This is a genomic window from Oceanobacillus sp. FSL K6-0118 (assembly GCF_038006665.1).
Classification (GTDB): Bacteria; Bacillota; Bacilli; order Bacillales; family Amphibacillaceae; genus Oceanobacillus; species Oceanobacillus caeni.
Map to the genome: position 1 here is coordinate 2,457,998 of NZ_JBBOVR010000001.1, position 18,495 is coordinate 2,476,492.

The following is an 18,495-nucleotide window of genomic DNA, read 5'->3' on the forward strand; positions in this document are numbered from 1 at the left end:
ATTTATTCTATAAATTCAAATTCAAAATCTAATAGACGTATCGTATCACCATCTTTAGCACCACGTTTTCTAAGGGCATCATCTACTCCCATTGTTCGTAGCTGACGTGAAAAACGTTGTATTGCTTCATCTCTTGCAAAATCTGTCATCTTAAAGAGTTTTTCTATTTTTGCACCGGATAGTACAAATGCACCGTCGTCATCTCTAGAAATTTGAAAAGGTTCTTCTTCTTTTTGATATCGATAAACAACTTCTTTATCTGTCTCTTCCAACTCAGTTGAAACTTTCGGTATCGAGTCTAATTTATCTGCAATTGCAAAGAGTATTTCCCGAAGGCCTTCTTTGGTCAATGCAGAGATTTCAAAAATCGGTATATCTTCGTTTAATTTACCCTTAAATTCAACAAGGTTTTCTTTTGCACTTGGCATGTCCATTTTGTTTGCCGCAATAATTTGCGGACGCTTTAACAAACTAGGATCGTATTCTTTTAATTCATTATTTATTTTCACATAATCTTCGTACGGATCTCTTCCTTCCATACTAGCCATGTCTATAACATGTACGATTAATCTCGTACGTTCTACATGACGAAGAAATTGATGTCCTAAACCAACACCCGCATGCGCACCCTCAATCAACCCCGGTAAATCTGCCATGACAAAACTACGATGGTCTTCGGTATCAACAACCCCTAAATTTGGTGATAGCGTTGTAAAATGATAATCTGCAATTTTGGGTTTTGCAGCACTAACTACAGAAATAAATGTTGACTTCCCTACACTTGGGAAACCAACAAGCCCAACATCCGCAATTACTTTTAACTCTACTTTTATGTTTCGTTCTTCCCCTGGCTCACCATTTTCTGCAAAGTCTGGAGCAGGATTTCTCGGTGTAGCAAACCTTGAGTTTCCTCGACCACCACGACCACCATGTACAATTATCGCTCTTTGACCTTGTGTAGTTAGATCGGCAATCACTTCTTCTGTATCTTCATCCATAACAGTAGTACCTGGTGGAACAGGAATAACTAATGGTTCAGCATTTTTTCCGTGCTGATTCTTACTCATACCATTTTCCCCACGTTTACCCTTGAAATGGCGGTTATATCGGAAGTCCATCAATGTGTTAAGCCCTTCATCTACTTCAAATATAATATCAGCACCATTTCCTCCATCACCACCAGCTGGGCCGCCTTTTGGTACATATTTTTCTCTGCGGTAGGCGACAAGGCCGTTCCCTCCATCACCAGCTTTTACGTATACTCGTACCTGATCTACAAACATTCAGACTCACCTCACTATATCTTTGGAGTAATAAATCGTCTTACTATTCCATCTTCAGTTTCATATATGCTTCCTTTATTATTTTCTTCATTAATATCCAAAGTATGAGACTTATTCACAAGACCATCAATAAAAAAGCAAGTTTCAATACTTTGTTTATCTTCTGTTTCTTTTATGGTTAATTCCATTTCATATAACTGATCCCCATCAGAAATTTTCTTCATGTATTCCATGAACTCTTTACATTCTGTTAATAAAATTTCATCGAGATGTTCAAGGTTTTGATTTTCAATATCAATTGTATATGTAATTCGAAAGTTTTTGTAAATGTGATTAAATTGAATAAGCCATAATGCAAATTTTGGTGTTTGCAATATTGTTAGTTTTCTTTCCTCGTTTAAGAGCGAAAATAACTCCTCCAACTTTTCTTCTACTTTATTGGTTTTCCCCATAGATAAGTAACCTTGAACAAGTTGAAGTTGATTCAGTAAATCGTGTCGATAATGCTGAAGCAGTTGTATAACTTCAAGATCTTTCATTTTCTCTCCCCCCACCATGATGAAAGTATAGCAGAAAATGAAGAGAATTAACATGAAGAGTTTGTTCAAAAAGCAATTGAAAGAACAAAGGCGCTGGAGCCGGACGTGGCCTTTTCTGAATAATTATCCACATGCATAAATTTTATAATTTCCTAAACCAACAAAAAACTCCAACCAACAATTTGGCTGGAGTTTTATTTTTTACGCTTCTTATACGGCTGGATAAACACTAACCTTTTTGCGATCACGACCATAGCGTTCGAATTTTACAACACCATCAACTTTAGCAAAAAGTGTATCATCCCCACCGCGGCCTACATTCTCACCAGGGTAAATTTTTGTACCGCGTTGACGGTATAAAATTGAACCACCAGTTACGAATTGACCATCAGCACGTTTTGCACCAAGGCGTTTTGCTTCAGAGTCACGACCGTTCTTAGAACTACCAACACCCTTTTTCGTTGCGAAAAACTGTAAGTCTAAACGTAGCATTTATTCCACCTCCTCTTTTATTTGAATGAAATCACCATAATCTTGCTCAATAGTCTTTAAGGAAATAAGCATCCCTTCGAAGAGAAGTTGTACTTTGTTCATAATAGAAGAGTCAAGTTCATCCGGTATGGTTACATATAAATAACCACCTTCTGAGCCTTGTTCAATTCCTAATTCCAATTCACACAATTCCATTACTGCATTAACAGCACCAAATGAAACTGCTGAAACTCCTGCGCACACCAGATCAAATCCATATGGACCACTTCCAGCATGTCCAGAAAGTTCAAATGCATTTATTTGATTTTTTAGCCGATATACAGTAACTTGAATCATACACTTATATCCTTATGCATTAATTTTTTCGATTACTAATTTAGTATATGGTTGACGATGACCTTGTTTACGATGATAGTTTTTCTTAGGTTTGAATTTAATTACTGAAATTTTCTTTTGTCGACCATGTTTTTCAACTTTAGCCGTAACAGTAGCACCTTCAACGAAAGGAGCTCCGACTTTAGCGTCATCTCCACCTACGAAAAGAACTTTATCAAAAGTTACAGATTCATTTTCACCTGCAGCAAGCTTTTCTACATAAATTGCTTGGCCTTCTTCAACCTTGAATTGTTTACCACCTGTTTCGATAATTGCGTACATAATTGCACCTCCTCAATTACTCAGACTCGCCATTTAGGTACTAACTAGTAGTTTTATCACCTATTCTGTGCGGTTGTAGCACTGGTGCTACGATAAATAACATATTGATGTTATCATCTATAGAGTTTCTTGTCAAGAAGAAGTTGGCTATACTGTATAACTTCATTTAGCCAGTTAAGACGTGACAAAGACTTCCCCAATCTGGCTATTATATTGTTTATCATTAAAATAAGAGTACAGACAGTCCGTTTCATCTACAACAATTCTATCACTATTTGCAAAGTTGATATAGATGGAATGTTTGATTTCCCTTCTAAATTTGGAAAATACATCCATCAATTTCAAATCGGATGGTACTTTTATAGGTTCAACCTTTGCAACATGTGAAGAGCCCTCATATCGATTCAACAAAAAACGAATAAATACAAAATATCTCTGTTTCCAGTCTTTCCAATTTTCCACTATTAAAAAAAGCATGATCATCATTGTACTTAAAGTAAATGGAAAAAAGACGAGTTGTAGGATTAGGAAAACGATACTTAATATGATGGATGAAATGATAGTGGTTTCATAAGCCTTCTTATATGGTAAATATTTAGATAGGATTAACATTAATAATTTACCACCATCCAAAGGCCATATCGGTATTAAGTTAAACAATAGAATGATAGAATTATAATGGATTGCTGTATCCATGATATTTTCTGGCACTAATGGGGTAAAGGCTAAAAAAAATAAAAGCAGGTGTATGATTACGTGCTGAAATGGCCCCGCTACCGTTACAAGTGCTTCTTCTTTTATAGAACGATTGCCGTGTTCATCTGTATCCAATACCCCTCCAAAAACCCACAACATGATTCCCCGTATTCGCCATTTAAAATGCCTTGCCATCAAAAAGTGGCCCAGCTCATGAATAAAAACGATGGATAAAATAATAGACAAATCGATAAATGTTCCAGTGATAACAGAAATGATAATGAAAATAATTAATATAGGGTGTAAATGAATTTTAGGTAAAATATTAAGGCTTTTCATCAACCTGAATCACCTGGACTGGATCAATAAATTTATTATCCTTTTCGATTGAAAAATAAACCATTTCATTATCACTAGATGGCTGAAATGTTCCCAATGGTTGATTGTTTACAACGAATTGGTATAAATGAACATCAATATCACTTAAATAACCATAACTAGATGTAGTTCCATCTGCATGCTGTACAATCACGGTTTTCTCAGTTTCTTTATCTTTTCCAGCAAATATGACAATTCCATCACGTAATGCGGAAACCTCCGTTGTTTCTTCTGGAGCAATTTTTATTCCTTTCCCGTTTACATGAAATGACTCTGTTATATTCCCACTAACTGGAAGCGCCATTGTTTCCGCTGCTTGCGTTTGCGGGGGTAATTCTGGTGAAAAAGCTAAAGGGTTTCCAAATGTATCACGATACCATTCATTTACTTGTGCAAAAGGAAATTCCTTTGTAAGAGCACCGCTTGTCCATTGTTTAGGCGCATCAAGAGCTTCGGAATCCGTGTTTTGAAGCAATGCTACTCCTAAAAATAACATAACAGACAACATTCCCTTTAAAATAAAACCAGTCACCAAGGTTCCCTTTTTTTCCGATGGACTTACTTCTTCTGAAAAGAAAGGATAAAAACCATGCTTTTCTTCGTCTTGCGGAAATGCTGGATAAATCTTTTTCATATCACTTCCTTTTGAAATCGAACCCCTTAACTTCTTACGTTTTTCAATTGCCTTTCTAACTTTCTTTACTCCTCTATCCATAAGCCTCACTATCCTTCATAAACATTTGTACAAGTATATGTGACTTTAAAGGACATATGAAGAAAAAATAAAAAAGATGCAATGAAAGTATTCATTACATCCTTTAAATTAGGATCTTATTCCAAAAAATTTCTTCACTTTTTGAAACATACCTTTTTCATTTTCTAATGATTGTAATGGGACTGTTTCCCCTAAAATTCTACGTGCAATATTACGGTAAGCTATGGATGCCTTCCTATTTGGGGTTAAAGCAACCGGTTCCCCTCTATTGGATGCTTTAATAACTTCTTCATCATCTACAACAATACCAATTAAATCAATAGAAAGTAATTGAACTATATCATCAATATCAATCATGTCACCAGATTTCACCATATGGTTCCGAATACGATTGATAATGAGCCTTGGCGAATCCTTCATTTCCTCTTTTTCTAGTAAACCAATAATCCGGTCGGCATCCCTAACGCTAGATTTCTCTGGTGTTGTAACAACTATTGCTCGATCAGCTCCTGCAACAGCATTTTGAAATCCTTGCTCTATACCAGCAGGACAATCAATAATTATGTAATCATACTCTTGTTTTAATTCCGCTATTATCTTTTTCATTCCTTCTTGTGTAACAGCTGACTTATCACTAGTTTGCGCAGCAGGAAGCAATGATAAATAATCAAAACGCTTATCCTTAATAAGTGCTTGCTTTAATTTACAACGTTCTTCTATAACATCGACGATATCATAGATGATGCGATTTTCTAATCCCATAATAACATCAAGATTTCTTAAGCCAATATCCGTATCTATTAAACACACTTTTTTCTCCATTAAAGCTAGAGCTGTTCCTATATTAGCCGATGTAGTAGTTTTACCAACACCGCCCTTGCCAGAGGTAATAACGATTGCTTCACCCATTCTGTACTCTCCTTTCAAATCTGCCCAATTCTTTACTCTTATGTAAAAGAATTTGCAGCCTGTCAATGATGATCTTGTCTTGTTCCTCATCTACAAGACCACACTCCATATACACGCCCTCGGATTCATAGTCAGGAGCCCGACTAATATAGTCAGCTATTCTAAGCTGCGACGGTTTCATATAAGAAGCTACGATACAAGAGTTACGATCGCCTTCTACACCTGCATGAGCAATTCCAAATAAACTCCCCATGATATAGATATTTCCAGTCGAAATTACCTTCCCTCCAGGATTAACATCACCAATTAAGAGTAAATCACCTTTTACCTCTAATTCTTGACCCGATCGAACGATACGATTAATAACTTTTATTTCACTATCTTCTTTCCATTTTAAAGCATCTTCTTTTCTAATTACCTCGGATTCAATGGAATCAATTTGAAAACCATTAACCTCATTTATAATTTCACTGAGTTGTCTATCTTGATCATCTTGTAAATAACGGTTACCTAATTTAATTTTAACAGATACAATGGGATCCTCTTTTTTTGGTTTATTTTTTTTTATTTTCTCATGAAGCTCCTTAATGGCTTCACTAAAAGAACATGTTTCGTCAATAAAAAGAGTTAGCCCTTCCCTCGTTCCTTTTATTGTGATTAATTGTTTCTTATCTTGCACAATAAGTTCACCTCATTAATCCTAGCCATTTGCCTATCTATTTTGGCGGATAAATATATCTATCAAACTAATCCCAGCTTAATTCACTTCCCCATTTATTAAACCTTTTAACTAACAAGAAATATATTATAATAAAGAATACTATATTCAAAAGTACCGTTGGAAGTAAACGGTTCAACCAGTAATGCTGCCAGCTGAACGTAATAACCCCAACTAAATCATAAATAAATGTAATTAATAAGTCACTAACAACAAGTCCAAGAATACTGAATAGAAGAGTTACGAAAAAATTTCCATGAAGGAATTTTTTAGAAACATGAACCATATATATAACTATACCATAGGAAAACATGTATACACCTAAAATACCAGTATAAACAATGTCTATTAATAAGCCGAATATGAGTGCATAAATAAGAGCATTATAGGAATTTCCTCTATCAAAGAACATCTCTATTAAGATTAAAACGATTAAAATCCAATGTGGTACAAACATTTTATCACCTAACACAATACTAGATGGTAGAAAGTTTATAGCCACACCTTCTAAAATAAGAAACAGAAAGAGGAATAAAAGGATATATATTCGTTTCATTCCTCTTCCTCCTCTCCAACATCTGTTTCTGTTGCATCACGGTCTAATACCATCACATGGTTAATATCATATAAATCAGCAGCTGGTTCCACTAATGCTGTTCTAGTTAATCCATATTTATCTGGTACTACGTCTTTTACTTTTCCAATGACAATACCCGCTGGGAATACTCCCCCCATACCGGAAGAAACGACAAGTTCATCTTTTTTAATATTTTTGTCTGACTCTTTAATAATTCGGAACATTAAAGTGCCTGTCTCCTTATCGAACCCTTCAACCATCCCAAAAATATCTTTACCTTTGTCACGGGAGATCATGGCGGATATACGGTTAAATTGGTCAAACCCAGTTAATAATTGCACTTTCGATGTGTATTGCTGTACGGTTTGAATTTTTCCAACCATTCCTTCAGCAGTTCTTACAACCATGTTTTTCCTAACTCCATGTTGTTTTCCTCTGTTGATAGTAACCTCGTCTAACCAGCGTTCCGGAGATCTTGAAATAACGATGGCCGGAATTGTACGAAAGTCCCTTAATAAATCGGATTCCGTTAATTCAAGTTGATCTCTTAGTTCTTTATTTTCATCTTTTAACTCTTGAACTTCATAAATTAAACCTTTATACTCTCCCAATTGCTCTCTTAATACTTGGTTTTCACTATACGTATTTTTAATATCATCAATATTAGTAAATATGTTGGTGAAAAATGTTACTGGTACATGAACAATGTTTTGAACCCATCCTACGGTATCATTAATAATTTGTTCAGCAATCGTAACATTTTCCCTATCTCTTAAGGAATACCCAATTAATGCTACTAGCACAATAAATCCAATTAAAAAAATTAATAAACGTTTATTTCTAAAAAATGGCATTACTACACCCTCTTAATTTGTAGATGGACGAGAAGATACATTTGGATGGGAACGAAAATGCTTCATAAACTCTAAAGATTTTCCCGTACCAATTGCCACACTATCTAAAGGATTTTCCGCAATAAATATTGGCATCTTAGTCTCATCGCTTATTACTTTGTCTATGTTTTTTAATAATGCACCTCCACCAGATAAAACAATTCCACGATCCATTATATCCGCGGCTAATTCAGGTGGGGTTGTTTCCAATGTTGCCTTCACGGCTTCAACAATGGAATCCACTGTATCTTTCAGGGATGTCGCAATTTCTTTTGAAGTAATTGTTATAGTCTTTGGTAAACCAGTTATTAAATCTCGTCCTCTTATATCTAGTTCGGCATCTTCTAACTGATTATTTGCAGATCCAATTTCCATCTTAATGGATTCTGCAGATCTTTCTCCAATTAATAAACTATATTGTTTACGTATATAATTAATAATTGCTTCGTCCATATTATCTCCAGCTACACGGATGGATTGACTAGTTACAATTCCACCTAACGAAATAACCGCTACCTCAGTTGTTCCTCCGCCAATATCAACAATCATACTGCCAGTTGGTTCCCAAACCGGTAAGCCAGACCCAATTGCAGCTGCAAAAGGTTCAGAAATTGGAAAGGCCTCTTTTGCACCAGCTTGTTTTGTAGCATCTATTACAGCCCGTTCTTCAACCATTGTTATCCCAGAAGGTACACAAACCATAACATTAGGCTTTCTAGCAAATAACGAACGATTTTTCATCGCTTTTTTTATGTAATATTTCATCATTATAGAAGTCGTATCGTAATCAGCAATAACACCATCCTTCATCGGGCGAATAACAGAAATATTCCCTGGTGTACGACCAATCATATTTTTAGCAGCTATTCCAACTGCCTCTACCTCACCAGTTTCATTATTTTTTGCAACGACAGATGGCTCTCTAACTACTATCTCTTTTCCCTTCACAAAAACTAATGTATTGGCAGTACCTAAATCAATTCCGAAATCCTGTGAAAAGCTCAATTGTCCCAAATATATCTTCCTCTCTGGTTCCTTCATCAACGTATAACAGATTAACTATATCGATTAAATTTGGAAGATGCAAACATTCCTGTTTTTTCATGCAAAACCGTCATTACATCTTAAGAAGCGCCAAATTCAATATAACATCGAAAGAGGCGCTACATTTTTAGTCTATATAATTATACGAAAAAAATTCTAAATTGGATAGTTATAAATACCCTTTTTCTTTTAATGATATAAATTTTCTATCTCCAATAATTAAGTGATCTAAAAGTTCTATACCAATCATCTTTCCGGATTCAACTAATCTTCTAGTAACATGGATATCTTCTTGTGACGGTGAGGGGTCCCCCGAGGGATGATTATGCGCTACAATGATAGAGGCTGCGGATCTTTTTACTGCTTCTCTGAATACTTCTCTTGGGTGAACAATTGAAGCGTTTAGACTTCCGATAAAAATAGTTTGTCTATGAATGACTTGATTTTTTGTATTAAGAAATAAAACAACAAAGTGCTCTTGTTTTAGGCTTCTCATTTCTTCCATAATATAATCCGCTCCGTCATCTGGGGAACGAATAATATATTTGTCATCTGGTTTATATTGATTCATTCTTTTACCCAACTCTATTGTAGCTAATAGCAGTACACCTTTTGCTACACCTATTCCCTTTATTGCCATCAATTCTTCGATAGTAGCATCAGTTAACAATTTCAATCCTTCAAAATGCATTAATACCCTATTAGACAATGTTATTACCGATTCTTCCTTCGTACCACTACCCAATAGGATGGCAAGTAATTCTTGATTAGATAAATGTCCTGCTCCATGCTTTAATAAACGTTCGCGTGGGCGATCTTCTTTAGGCACATCTTTAATCATAATAGTCTGTCCCGACATTTTAAAACCCCCTTACAAGTATATAGTCACCATGATACTTGACTTTCGGAGTTTCATACAAGTTACTAAAAAGTAAATTTTGAAGTTGTACACCTATAGAGAAACTAAAAAACTGGAAGGTTTTTTTAAAATTGAACCATTTATATTTGTTAAAACAAAAAAACAGACAATCTTTATTAACTGCCTGCTTTATTGATTACTTTTTCATATTCAAACATTAAATCTAGTAAATATTTTTGCCCTTTTAACCCGGAATCAGATTTCAATTGTTCGATACGATTAACTAGTGGCTCCAATTTGTCAGAACTATTGACTTTTGGTAATTCTGCCCAATTATCTTTGGAAATGTTATCCGATTGCTTTACATTATCTTCCCATTTTTGTTGAAATGCTAATAGCCATTCCTGCTCATCTTTGGTTAAACCAACATTTCCTTGTTTCGTTTCCCATTCTTTTATATACAAGTCATGCTTATCATCTAGCTGACTTACGATAGATTCTGCCTGTGCCTTTGTTTCAGCGATACCTAATAATAGGAAATACTGACCATCTCGGTTCCAAATCATAACTGGTAAACCACTATTCGAAAAATTTTTCGCCCAATTTTCCGCATTCTTTTTCTCTGAAAAAACACCTGCTTGTAAAACAAAACCATGTAACGATTCTAAGGTGAAATTTGATGTTTCTGCAGTGTTCGCAGAATTATCTTCATTCGTTTTTTCTTTATCATTATCTGCTTGGGTAGCTGAGGGAACACTTGATGAATCTTGATTATTAATACCGTCTTTTACGTCGATTAATACTTGAAACATGATTACACTTAAAATACCACCAATTAATATAGCAGAAACAACCGCAGTTAAAATCGGTTTTAATAAAGGATTTTTACTAGTTTTCTTATGCGGCGTTGCTTCTGTTAGGACTGATTTTCTTTCAAATGTTTTTATCGGATCATCATCTGACTCGTGAAGGGTAGCAGCTGATTCACGCTTAGAAGAATTGATATTTTGTTTTGGGTATTGCTTGATTACTTTTCCGTTCTCTTTGATAATGATTTGCTTCTTCTTGTCCATTGGTATCCCTTTCCTATGCTAGAGTCGTTTATCCCACTCTAGCATAGTACAATTAAAAAGTAAGACGAATGTTGTCACCCTAGCAAATAATCGTATGTCATAATATACTGTTTTTCGACATAGAACAATGGCGCTGGAGCCGGACGTGGTTATTTCTATATCTAAGTGAGCCACAGCCATACAAATTTTATAATTTCCTGGACAACGAAAAGAATAGGGAATAGCGTACATCCGCTATTCCCTATTCTCATTAATTTTGTAATTCCTCAAGTCTCGTTTTTACTTTTGCTTGCTTATCCAAATAATCCTGCTCTTTCCGTTTTTCTTCGTCAACTACTGCTTGTGGAGCTTTATTTACAAATCCTTCATTAGCAAGTTTCTTCTGAACACGCTCTACTTCTTTATTCCATTTTTCAAGTTCTTTCTCTAAACGTTTTATTTCTTTATCAAAATCAATTAAACCTTCGAGCGGTAAATAGATTTCTGCTCCTGTAACTACCGCAGTCATTGCTTTTTCAGGTACATCAATATCTTTAGCAATAACCAATTCACTAGGATTACAGAAATGTTCTAAGTACATTCTATTTTGTTCTAATTCTCTTAAAATATTTTCATCCTTAGCTTCAACTAGCATCTTAATGGATTTAGACATTGGCGTATCTACTTCAGCACGAATATTACGAACAGATTTAATGATGGCAACTAGTCGTTTCATCTCGTTTGAAGCTTGCTCATCATGAAAGTCCTCTCTTGGTTCTGGCCAACTAGCTACTGTAATGGAATCCCCTTGATGAGGAAGTTTTTGCCAAATTTCCTCGGTAATAAATGGCATAAATGGATGAAGCATACGCATGATTTGATCAAGTACATATGCCAACACAGAGCGTGTTGTGTTTTTCTTCTCTTCATCCGATCCATATAATGGTATTTTTGCCATTTCGATATACCAGTCACAGAATTCATCCCAAATGAAATTATACAAGTGACGGCCAGCTTCACCAAATTCATATTTATCTGTATTCTTCGTTACATGTTCGATTGTTTCATTCAATCTTGTTAATATCCATTTATCCGCAAGTGATTTTTCACCGGATAAATCAATATCTTCATAAGTGAATCCTTCCATATTCATTAAAGAGAACCTAGAAGCATTCCAAACTTTATTCGCGAAATTCCATGTAGATTCGACTTTTTCCCAATAAAAGCGCAAATCTTGACCTGGTGTCGAACCGGTTAATAAGAAGTATCTCAACGAATCTGCACCATATTTATCGATAACATCCATTGGGTCAACCCCATTACCTAAGGATTTACTCATTTTACGACCCTCTGCATCACGAATTAATCCATGAATTAAAACATCCTTAAATGGTCTTTCTCCGGTAAATTCTTTAGATTGAAATATCATCCGTGCTACCCAGAAGAAAATGATATCATATCCCGTTACAAGAACATCCGTTGGGAAGTAACGTTTAAAGTCTTCCGATTCTTCATTAGGCCAGCCCATTGTAGAAAATGGCCAAAGTGCTGATGAAAACCAAGTATCTAACACATCTTCGTCTTGTCTCCAATTTTCAATATCAGCTGGAGCTTCTTTTCCGACATACACTTCGCCAGTTTCTTTATGGTACCAAGCAGGAATTTGATGCCCCCACCATAATTGACGAGAAATACACCAATCACGAATATTTTCCATCCAACCTAGATAAGTTCGTTCAAATCTTTCGGGTACAAAATTCACCTTTTTATCTTGATCTTTTTGCAATTCAATAACTTCGTCTGCTAATGGTTGCATTTTAACAAACCATTGAGTCGATAAGTATGGCTCTACAACCGCTCCGCTACGTTCAGAGTGACCAACTTGATGGACACGTTCCTCAATTTTGAATAGTACTCCCATATCTTGAAGATCTTTCACGATTTGTTTCCTACATTCAAATCGATCCAATCCTTGATATTTTCCAGCATTTTCATTCATGGAACCATCTTCATTCATCACGAGAATACGTTGTAAATTATGTCGATTACCAATTTCAAAGTCATTTGGGTCATGCGCAGGTGTAATTTTAACTGCCCCAGAACCTAACTCCATATCCACATATTCATCAGCCACTATTTCTATTTCTCTACCCACAATTGGTAAAATGACTGTTTTACCAATTAAATGTTTATATCTATCATCTTTAGGATGGACAGCAACAGCTGTATCCCCTAGCATTGTTTCAGGACGAGTAGTAGCTATTTCAATCGTCTCATCACTATCTTTTATCGGATATTTCATATGATAGAATTTACCATGTATTTCTTCATAGATTACCTCAATATCGGATAGAGCCGTTTGAGTGGTTGGGTCCCAATTGATAATATATTCACCACGATAAATAAGCCCTTTTTCATATAATTTTACAAATACTTCTTTTACCGCATCTGATAATCCTTCATCTAATGTAAAGCGTTCACGGGAATAATCTAGGCCAAGTCCAAGCTTTTCCCATTGCGAGCGGATAAAGTCAGCATACTCTTCTTTCCACTCCCATGCTTGTTCTAAGAATTTTTCCCTACCTAAATCATAACGACTTCTTCCTTGTTCTTTCAATTTAGCTTCTACTTTTGCTTGGGTAGCAATCCCCGCATGGTCCATTCCCGGTAACCACAATACATCATACCCTTGCATACGTTTCATTCGGGATACTGTATCCTGCATCGTTGTATCCCAAGCATGTCCTAAATGTAATTTCCCAGTCACATTTGGTGGTGGAATAACAATAGAATAGGGTTCTTTTTCCGGATCATTTGTCGCTTCAAAGAACTTACCGTCTAGCCAAAATTGGTAGCGCCCTTTTTCTACTTCCTGAGGATTATATTTTGGTGGAAGATTTGAATATTCATTATCACTCATAGTATTACCTCCTAATACTTTTTGTCTTATGTAGGACTAAATGTTTCTACTTACTTTTCGTGGCAAAATAAAAACCCTTCCATCCATAAAAGGACGAAAAGGATTGATTTTCGCGGTACCACCTTTGTTTATTAATTCCAAAAATTGAATTAATACACTTCATTCACATAACGGCATATTACCGGCTTCTTCTACTGCAAGTTCAAAGAAGCTGCATCATGGGCGACCTTCCAAAATAAGTATTCCTAGGAAATTTTCAGCACTAGATTTCCCTCTCTGAAGGTATTATTTTGTACTCTTCCCAATCACTGCATTTGATTAATACTATATATTATCCATATTTTATAGCTTAGTTTATCTTTCGTCAAATTATATATTCCTATTTTTTCACAAATATGGTGTAAGTATACATATTATATAGTGATTCTTCATTAGTGGGGTATTTACTACCCTTATCCCATGGAAATAATAAACAATTTATTGTGGAAAATGAGGTGATTATAATGGGTAGATATTATCGATATAAGTTACCACCGTGGGCAAGAAAATGTGTTTTTATTTTAGAAAGAGTGACATTGCCCATTTTACTTTTTCAACTCATTCGGACAATTTTCTTTCCATCCTTTTTCGATTTAATATTATTAGGGATTTTAATCGGGATTTTAATATGCTTTTATTTACGGTGGATTTAAACTTCTAAATCATCTAAATCTAACGTTTCATATTCTTTCTCTATAAACGCCGACCATTGTAATCCAAAAATAATTTTTCTGTATTCATATTGAATGTTTGTTACGTGTTGTATCATTGATAAATTACGTACACCACTCACATAGTCATTAATATTTTGTATATAATTCGTTGGCGAAAGTAAATAAATGGATAAAAATTGAAGTTCTGGTAACGTTAATTCATTAATATCTGTGTAGGAGGAAAAGTTGTCAATATAAAGTTCAGTAGAAGGATTGAAACTACCAATTTCATTTTGAAAAAATAAGATCAGGTCCATAACAGGATTATCAAAACGCGCAGATTCCCAGTTAATAAAGTATGATTTTTTAATATGTGAATGGTCTAATCTATGATGACATAGTGAAGAACTCCATGTTAAATTATCTTCCTCATGGTCATTTATAAAGCGATTAATTCGTTTATCCACTTCAACAAATGCATATTCTATGTCACGAAAATGAGTACAGACAAGCAGCTCAAACGGAGACATATACTGCTTTTTTTCGAATTGGTGAATAAATGTGAGTAATTGCTTTCCCATCTCCCTACAATAGTTTTGAAAAGAAAAAAATGGATTGGAAACCGTTTCTATATCTATTTTTTGAATCCGTTTCGTTTTCCAATGTAATTTTGCCAACGATTCATAGAAGTTAGAAACCCAGTTCATATCCCTTTCTCTATTTGTATCATTAATCCAGGGAGACAAATAAAATATGGATTGTTCATGACGATAATACAAATTACCTTCTTTTGTTAAATATACTGGTAGCACCATATCAAGATTTTGGGTGTTTGAATATCGATAAATCGTTTCCCATTGTTTCACCATGTCTTCTGTTAAACCACTTCTTTTTAACGCGTATTCTCTATTATAATCTTTAATATAATAGAGTTGAGATGTTACTTGATTGATCTTTAGTGGATGGATATTATACGCAGCAAGTACATTATTAATATTATCCGTCATTATACCACCACCTTATAGAATACTTGACTTTAATATTTACTTTTGAATCTGCTAAAATTAGATACCCCTTGAATAATTTCAAGGGGTGTCTCTGTTCACATTTTAATTAGAGTTTACTTTTTAGAAGGAATATAAAGTAACTGTCCTTCGGCTACATCAAAATCATCCTCTAACTGATTTTGTTTTATGATTTGTAATGGACTTACTTTAAACCGTTCAGATATCGTTTCTATTGTGTCGTCTTTCTGAACGATACAAAGCCTCATTTTTGTATATTCTTCTTCACTTGAATTACGGAAAATATCAGATAAGTAAGTAATGTCCCCTTTATCTCTAGATTCATGTTCACCTTCTGTTTCTAAGGACTCAGCCTCCACCTCTTCTTCAACATTCTCGCTTTGTAATTCGGATGATTCTGTATTTGAGACTTCTTTATGATTGTTAAAGAATTCAGCTAAAGTTTGCGTCTGAGTTTTAAATGACCATCTTCCTTCTTCTACAGGCTTTTCGGGCTCTACCCCTTCTATTTGTTCCTCTTCATCTCTATCTGTTTTTAAAGTAGGGGTTTCCGTTATACTCGGAATCTCGGGTTCTTCTGCTTGCTCCTCTTCCGTTCTATTTTCTTCTAAAGTAGGAGTTTCTATTTTACTTGCAATTTCGGATTCTTCTGTTTGCTCCTCTTCATCTCTATTTTCTTCTAAAGTAGGAGTTTCCGCTTTACTTGCAATTTCGGGTTCTTCTGTTTGCTCCTCTTCATCTCTATTTTCTTCTAAAGTAGGAGTTTCCGCTTTACTTGCAATTTCGGGTTCTTCTGTTTGCTCCTCTTCATCTCTATTTTCTTCTAAAGCAGGTATTTCTGCTTTACTTGCAATTTCCAATTCTTCCGCTTGCCCTTCTTCATCTCTACTTTCCTCTAAAGCAGGTATTTCTGCTTTACTTGCAATTTCCGATTCTTCCGCTTGCCCTTCTTCATCTCTACTTTCCTCTAAAGCAGGTATTTCTGCTTTACTTGCAATTTCAGGTTCTTCCTCTTGCTCTTGTTGTTTTTGTTTAATTTCAAATTCAAATGTGTCTTTTGCCTCTCTTTCCGATAAAACAGGTTCTTCTTCCACCACTTTGTCTGAAATACCTGACACATCTTCTTGATCAGCTAATGGTTCTTGATAAGTATCTTCCACGCTATCATCTTCTACTCTACTAATTCCTGCTTCTTGATTAATACCATGTATAGCTATTGTAGAAAACATTTTAAGTTGAGTTTGTTTAGGTATTTCGTAATCAAATGCCTGCACACTAACCATTACGTCATCTAAATTACCGACACGATAGGTAGGCACAGATATTTCTACTGGAAACCGATGTGAGAACTCTGCATTTTCGTCATCCGTATCAGCTACACTTTCTATATACCTCTTCGCTTCATGATTGAATTCTTCTAAACGATCTTCTATAGTAGTTGCTTTTTTATAATTTCCCGTTAATTCTATTACACCTCTAATGGAAATATAATCTTCATTCGTTTGTATCGTAATTTCAGGTTCCAATGATATTCCACGTAACTCTTCTATTTCCTGTCCTTTTTCAAAATATAAAGTTTCATTTAATTCAAAACTAAATACCGATTGATCAGCCGACAAACTGACTTCCTCCCTCCTAAGCATTACCCAATATGCTTAATGTGTCTTAATCATTTATATGAGAAAGTGTATTTGGTTATGCATGAAAAAAGCTATCCCCGTTTCAGTTGGGAATAGCTTTTTTAAATTATTTAAGTTTAGAGAATGCTTTTCGAATAGCTTCAATTGTTTTTTCGATGTCGGCATCCGTATGTTCGGTTGATAGGAATAAACCTTCAAATTGGGAAGGTGGTAAAAATATACCTTCTTCAATCATTGCTTGATAATATTTAGAAAAATACTCCAGATTGGATGTTTTTGCAGCGTCGAAATTAACCACTTTCTCATTTGTAAAGAATACACCTAACATGGATCCAGCTCTGTTAATATGTAGTGGAATTTCGTAATCTTCTGCCGCTTGTTTAAAACCCTCTACTAATCGATCAGCCTTTTTATTTATTTCCTCATAGGACTGCTTGGTTAAAGCTGAAATTGTTTCAAAACCGGCTGTCATTGCTAATGGGTTACCTGATAAAGTTCCCGCTTGATAAATAGGACCCACAGGAGCAATTTGTTCCATTATTTCACGTTTTCCGCCAAATGCACCAACAGGTAAACCACCACCAATAACTTTACCTAGACAAGTTAAATCCGGATTAACATCAAAATATCCTTGAGCGGAATGGTATCCAACTCGGAATCCTGTCATAACTTCGTCAAAAATAAGTAAGGAACCATTTTGCTCCGTAATTTTTCTCATTTCTTGTAAAAATGCATTTTCCGGTGGTACAACACCCATGTTACCACAAACAGGCTCCATAATAACGGCAGCAATATTTTTACCATATTTTTCAAAAGCAAGTTTAACACTATCTAAATCGTTGAATGGTACTGTAATCGTGTTACTAGCAATGGAACTTGGTACACCGGGACTATCTGGTAAGCCTAATGTAGCAACTCCAGAACCCGCCTTAATAAGTAAGGAATCTCCATGACCATGATAACTACCTTCAAACTTCATGATAAGATCCCTACCAGTGTATCCTCTAGCAAGTCTTATCGCACTCATCGTTGCTTCTGTACCCGAGTTTACCATTCGAACCATTTCTATAGAAGGTACCCGTTCAATGACTAATTTAGCTAATTTGTTTTCTATTTCAGTATTTGCACCAAAGCTCGTCCCTTTTTCCACGACTTCTTTTAACTTTCCAACTACTCGATCATTTGCATGACCTAAAATAAGAGGTCCCCAACTTAGTACATAGTCAATGTATTCATTACCATCTGCATCGTATATTTTTGATCCTTTTCCTGATTCCATTACAATCGGAGCCATGTTAACTGATTTGAAAGCACGAACAGGTGAATTAACACCACCTGGTAGTAAATTAACAGCTTCTTCATATATTTCATGAGACTTTTCAAAATTTCTCAATCCATACACCTCC

Annotated in this window: 18 protein-coding genes and 2 other annotated features; all 18 genes read right to left on the reverse strand. The window is 35.2% G+C overall.

The window, feature by feature from the left end:
* Positions 1-2: 2 nt before the first annotated feature.
* The gene (gene obgE, locus MHI02_RS12655) at positions 3-1,283 is read right to left on the reverse strand and encodes a GTPase ObgE (RefSeq protein ID WP_047183725.1); all 1,281 of its coding nucleotides are present in this window, start codon (positions 1,281-1,283) and stop codon (positions 3-5) included.
* Between the two features lie 14 nt (positions 1,284-1,297).
* Positions 1,298-1,822, reverse strand: coding sequence for a Spo0B domain-containing protein (locus MHI02_RS12660; RefSeq protein WP_060667947.1), 525 nt, complete (start codon positions 1,820-1,822; stop codon positions 1,298-1,300).
* Between the two features lie 210 nt (positions 1,823-2,032).
* A complete protein-coding gene (gene rpmA, locus MHI02_RS12665; protein WP_047183723.1) occupies positions 2,033-2,314 on the reverse strand; it encodes a 50S ribosomal protein L27 in 282 nt (93 codons plus the stop codon).
* Positions 2,315-2,650: a ribosomal-processing cysteine protease Prp gene (locus tag MHI02_RS12670; RefSeq protein WP_047183722.1), complete on the reverse strand. Its 336-nt coding sequence runs from the start codon at positions 2,648-2,650 to the stop codon at positions 2,315-2,317.
* 12 nt (positions 2,651-2,662) lie between these two features.
* Positions 2,663-2,971, reverse strand: a complete 309-nt coding sequence (gene rplU / locus MHI02_RS12675) for a 50S ribosomal protein L21 (RefSeq protein ID WP_047183721.1) — start codon at positions 2,969-2,971, stop codon at positions 2,663-2,665.
* Between the two features lie 12 nt (positions 2,972-2,983).
* Positions 2,984-3,056: a sequence feature (ribosomal protein L21 leader region), on the reverse strand.
* 89 nt (positions 3,057-3,145) lie between these two features.
* Complete coding sequence (locus MHI02_RS12680) at positions 3,146-4,006, reverse strand: site-2 protease family protein (protein ID WP_047183720.1); 861 nt, start codon at positions 4,004-4,006, stop codon at positions 3,146-3,148.
* Positions 3,993-4,760, reverse strand: a complete 768-nt coding sequence (locus MHI02_RS12685) for a M23 family metallopeptidase (RefSeq protein WP_047183719.1) — start codon at positions 4,758-4,760, stop codon at positions 3,993-3,995. Before MHI02_RS12685 ends, MHI02_RS12680 begins: the two co-directional genes overlap by 14 nt.
* A 108-nt stretch (positions 4,761-4,868) precedes the next feature.
* Positions 4,869-5,669: a septum site-determining protein MinD gene (minD, locus tag MHI02_RS12690; RefSeq protein ID WP_047183718.1), complete on the reverse strand. Its 801-nt coding sequence runs from the start codon at positions 5,667-5,669 to the stop codon at positions 4,869-4,871.
* Positions 5,662-6,348, reverse strand: a complete 687-nt coding sequence (gene minC / locus MHI02_RS12695; RefSeq protein ID WP_047183717.1) for a septum site-determining protein MinC — start codon at positions 6,346-6,348, stop codon at positions 5,662-5,664. The genes minD and minC overlap by 8 nt, the downstream gene beginning before the upstream one ends.
* 67 nt (positions 6,349-6,415) lie before the next feature.
* Positions 6,416-6,943, reverse strand: a complete 528-nt coding sequence (gene mreD / locus MHI02_RS12700; protein WP_047183716.1) for a rod shape-determining protein MreD — start codon at positions 6,941-6,943, stop codon at positions 6,416-6,418.
* Entirely contained in the window at positions 6,940-7,818 is an 879-nt protein-coding gene (mreC, locus tag MHI02_RS12705) for a rod shape-determining protein MreC (RefSeq protein ID WP_047183715.1), read from the reverse strand. Before mreC ends, mreD begins: the two co-directional genes overlap by 4 nt.
* Positions 7,819-7,830: 12 nt before the next feature.
* Complete coding sequence (locus MHI02_RS12710; protein WP_047183714.1) at positions 7,831-8,871, reverse strand: rod shape-determining protein; 1,041 nt, start codon at positions 8,869-8,871, stop codon at positions 7,831-7,833.
* A 199-nt stretch (positions 8,872-9,070) separates the two neighbouring features.
* Positions 9,071-9,760 carry a RadC family protein gene (gene radC, locus MHI02_RS12715; protein WP_047183713.1) on the reverse strand — a complete coding sequence of 230 codons (690 nt, stop codon included), beginning with the start codon at positions 9,758-9,760 and terminating at the stop codon, positions 9,071-9,073.
* A gap of 176 nt (positions 9,761-9,936) precedes the next feature.
* Complete coding sequence (locus tag MHI02_RS12720; protein ID WP_047183712.1) at positions 9,937-10,833, reverse strand: SPOR domain-containing protein; 897 nt, start codon at positions 10,831-10,833, stop codon at positions 9,937-9,939.
* A 250-nt stretch (positions 10,834-11,083) separates the two neighbouring features.
* Positions 11,084-13,732 carry a valine--tRNA ligase gene (locus MHI02_RS12725; protein ID WP_047183711.1) on the reverse strand — a complete coding sequence of 883 codons (2,649 nt, stop codon included), beginning with the start codon at positions 13,730-13,732 and terminating at the stop codon, positions 11,084-11,086.
* 86 nt (positions 13,733-13,818) lie between these two features.
* Positions 13,819-14,050: a binding site (T-box leader), on the reverse strand.
* Positions 14,051-14,420: 370 nt separating this feature from the next.
* On the reverse strand, positions 14,421-15,431 hold the full coding sequence (locus MHI02_RS12730; RefSeq protein WP_047183710.1) for a hypothetical protein: 1,011 nt from the start codon (positions 15,429-15,431) through the stop codon (positions 14,421-14,423).
* Positions 15,432-15,544: 113 nt separating this feature from the next.
* A complete protein-coding gene (locus tag MHI02_RS12735; RefSeq protein WP_328149907.1) occupies positions 15,545-17,068 on the reverse strand; it encodes a LysM peptidoglycan-binding domain-containing protein in 1,524 nt (507 codons plus the stop codon).
* A 127-nt stretch (positions 17,069-17,195) separates the two neighbouring features.
* Positions 17,196-18,482 (reverse strand): glutamate-1-semialdehyde 2,1-aminomutase, encoded by a 1,287-nt coding sequence (hemL, locus tag MHI02_RS12740; RefSeq protein WP_047183708.1) that lies wholly within the window; start codon positions 18,480-18,482, stop codon positions 17,196-17,198.
* Positions 18,483-18,495 lie beyond the last annotated feature (13 nt).

Coding starts and splice junctions, on each gene's coding strand:
- obgE (WP_047183725.1), bottom strand. CDS start 1,283: ATGTTTGTAGATCAGGTACGAGTATACGTAAAAGCTGGTGATGGAGGG.
- MHI02_RS12660 (WP_060667947.1), bottom strand. CDS start 1,822: ATGAAAGATCTTGAAGTTATACAACTGCTTCAGCATTATCGACACGAT.
- rpmA (WP_047183723.1), bottom strand. CDS start 2,314: ATGCTACGTTTAGACTTACAGTTTTTCGCAACGAAAAAGGGTGTTGGT.
- MHI02_RS12670 (WP_047183722.1), bottom strand. CDS start 2,650: ATGATTCAAGTTACTGTATATCGGCTAAAAAATCAAATAAATGCATTT.
- rplU (WP_047183721.1), bottom strand. CDS start 2,971: ATGTACGCAATTATCGAAACAGGTGGTAAACAATTCAAGGTTGAAGAA.
- MHI02_RS12680 (WP_047183720.1), bottom strand. CDS start 4,006: ATGAAAAGCCTTAATATTTTACCTAAAATTCATTTACACCCTATATTA.
- MHI02_RS12685 (WP_047183719.1), bottom strand. CDS start 4,760: ATGGATAGAGGAGTAAAGAAAGTTAGAAAGGCAATTGAAAAACGTAAG.
- minD (WP_047183718.1), bottom strand. CDS start 5,669: ATGGGTGAAGCAATCGTTATTACCTCTGGCAAGGGCGGTGTTGGTAAA.
- mreD (WP_047183716.1), bottom strand. CDS start 6,943: ATGAAACGAATATATATCCTTTTATTCCTCTTTCTGTTTCTTATTTTA.
- mreC (WP_047183715.1), bottom strand. CDS start 7,818: ATGCCATTTTTTAGAAATAAACGTTTATTAATTTTTTTAATTGGATTT.
- radC (WP_047183713.1), bottom strand. CDS start 9,760: ATGTCGGGACAGACTATTATGATTAAAGATGTGCCTAAAGAAGATCGC.
- MHI02_RS12720 (WP_047183712.1), bottom strand. CDS start 10,833: ATGGACAAGAAGAAGCAAATCATTATCAAAGAGAACGGAAAAGTAATC.
- MHI02_RS12725 (WP_047183711.1), bottom strand. CDS start 13,732: ATGAGTGATAATGAATATTCAAATCTTCCACCAAAATATAATCCTCAG.
- MHI02_RS12730 (WP_047183710.1), bottom strand. CDS start 15,431: ATGACGGATAATATTAATAATGTACTTGCTGCGTATAATATCCATCCA.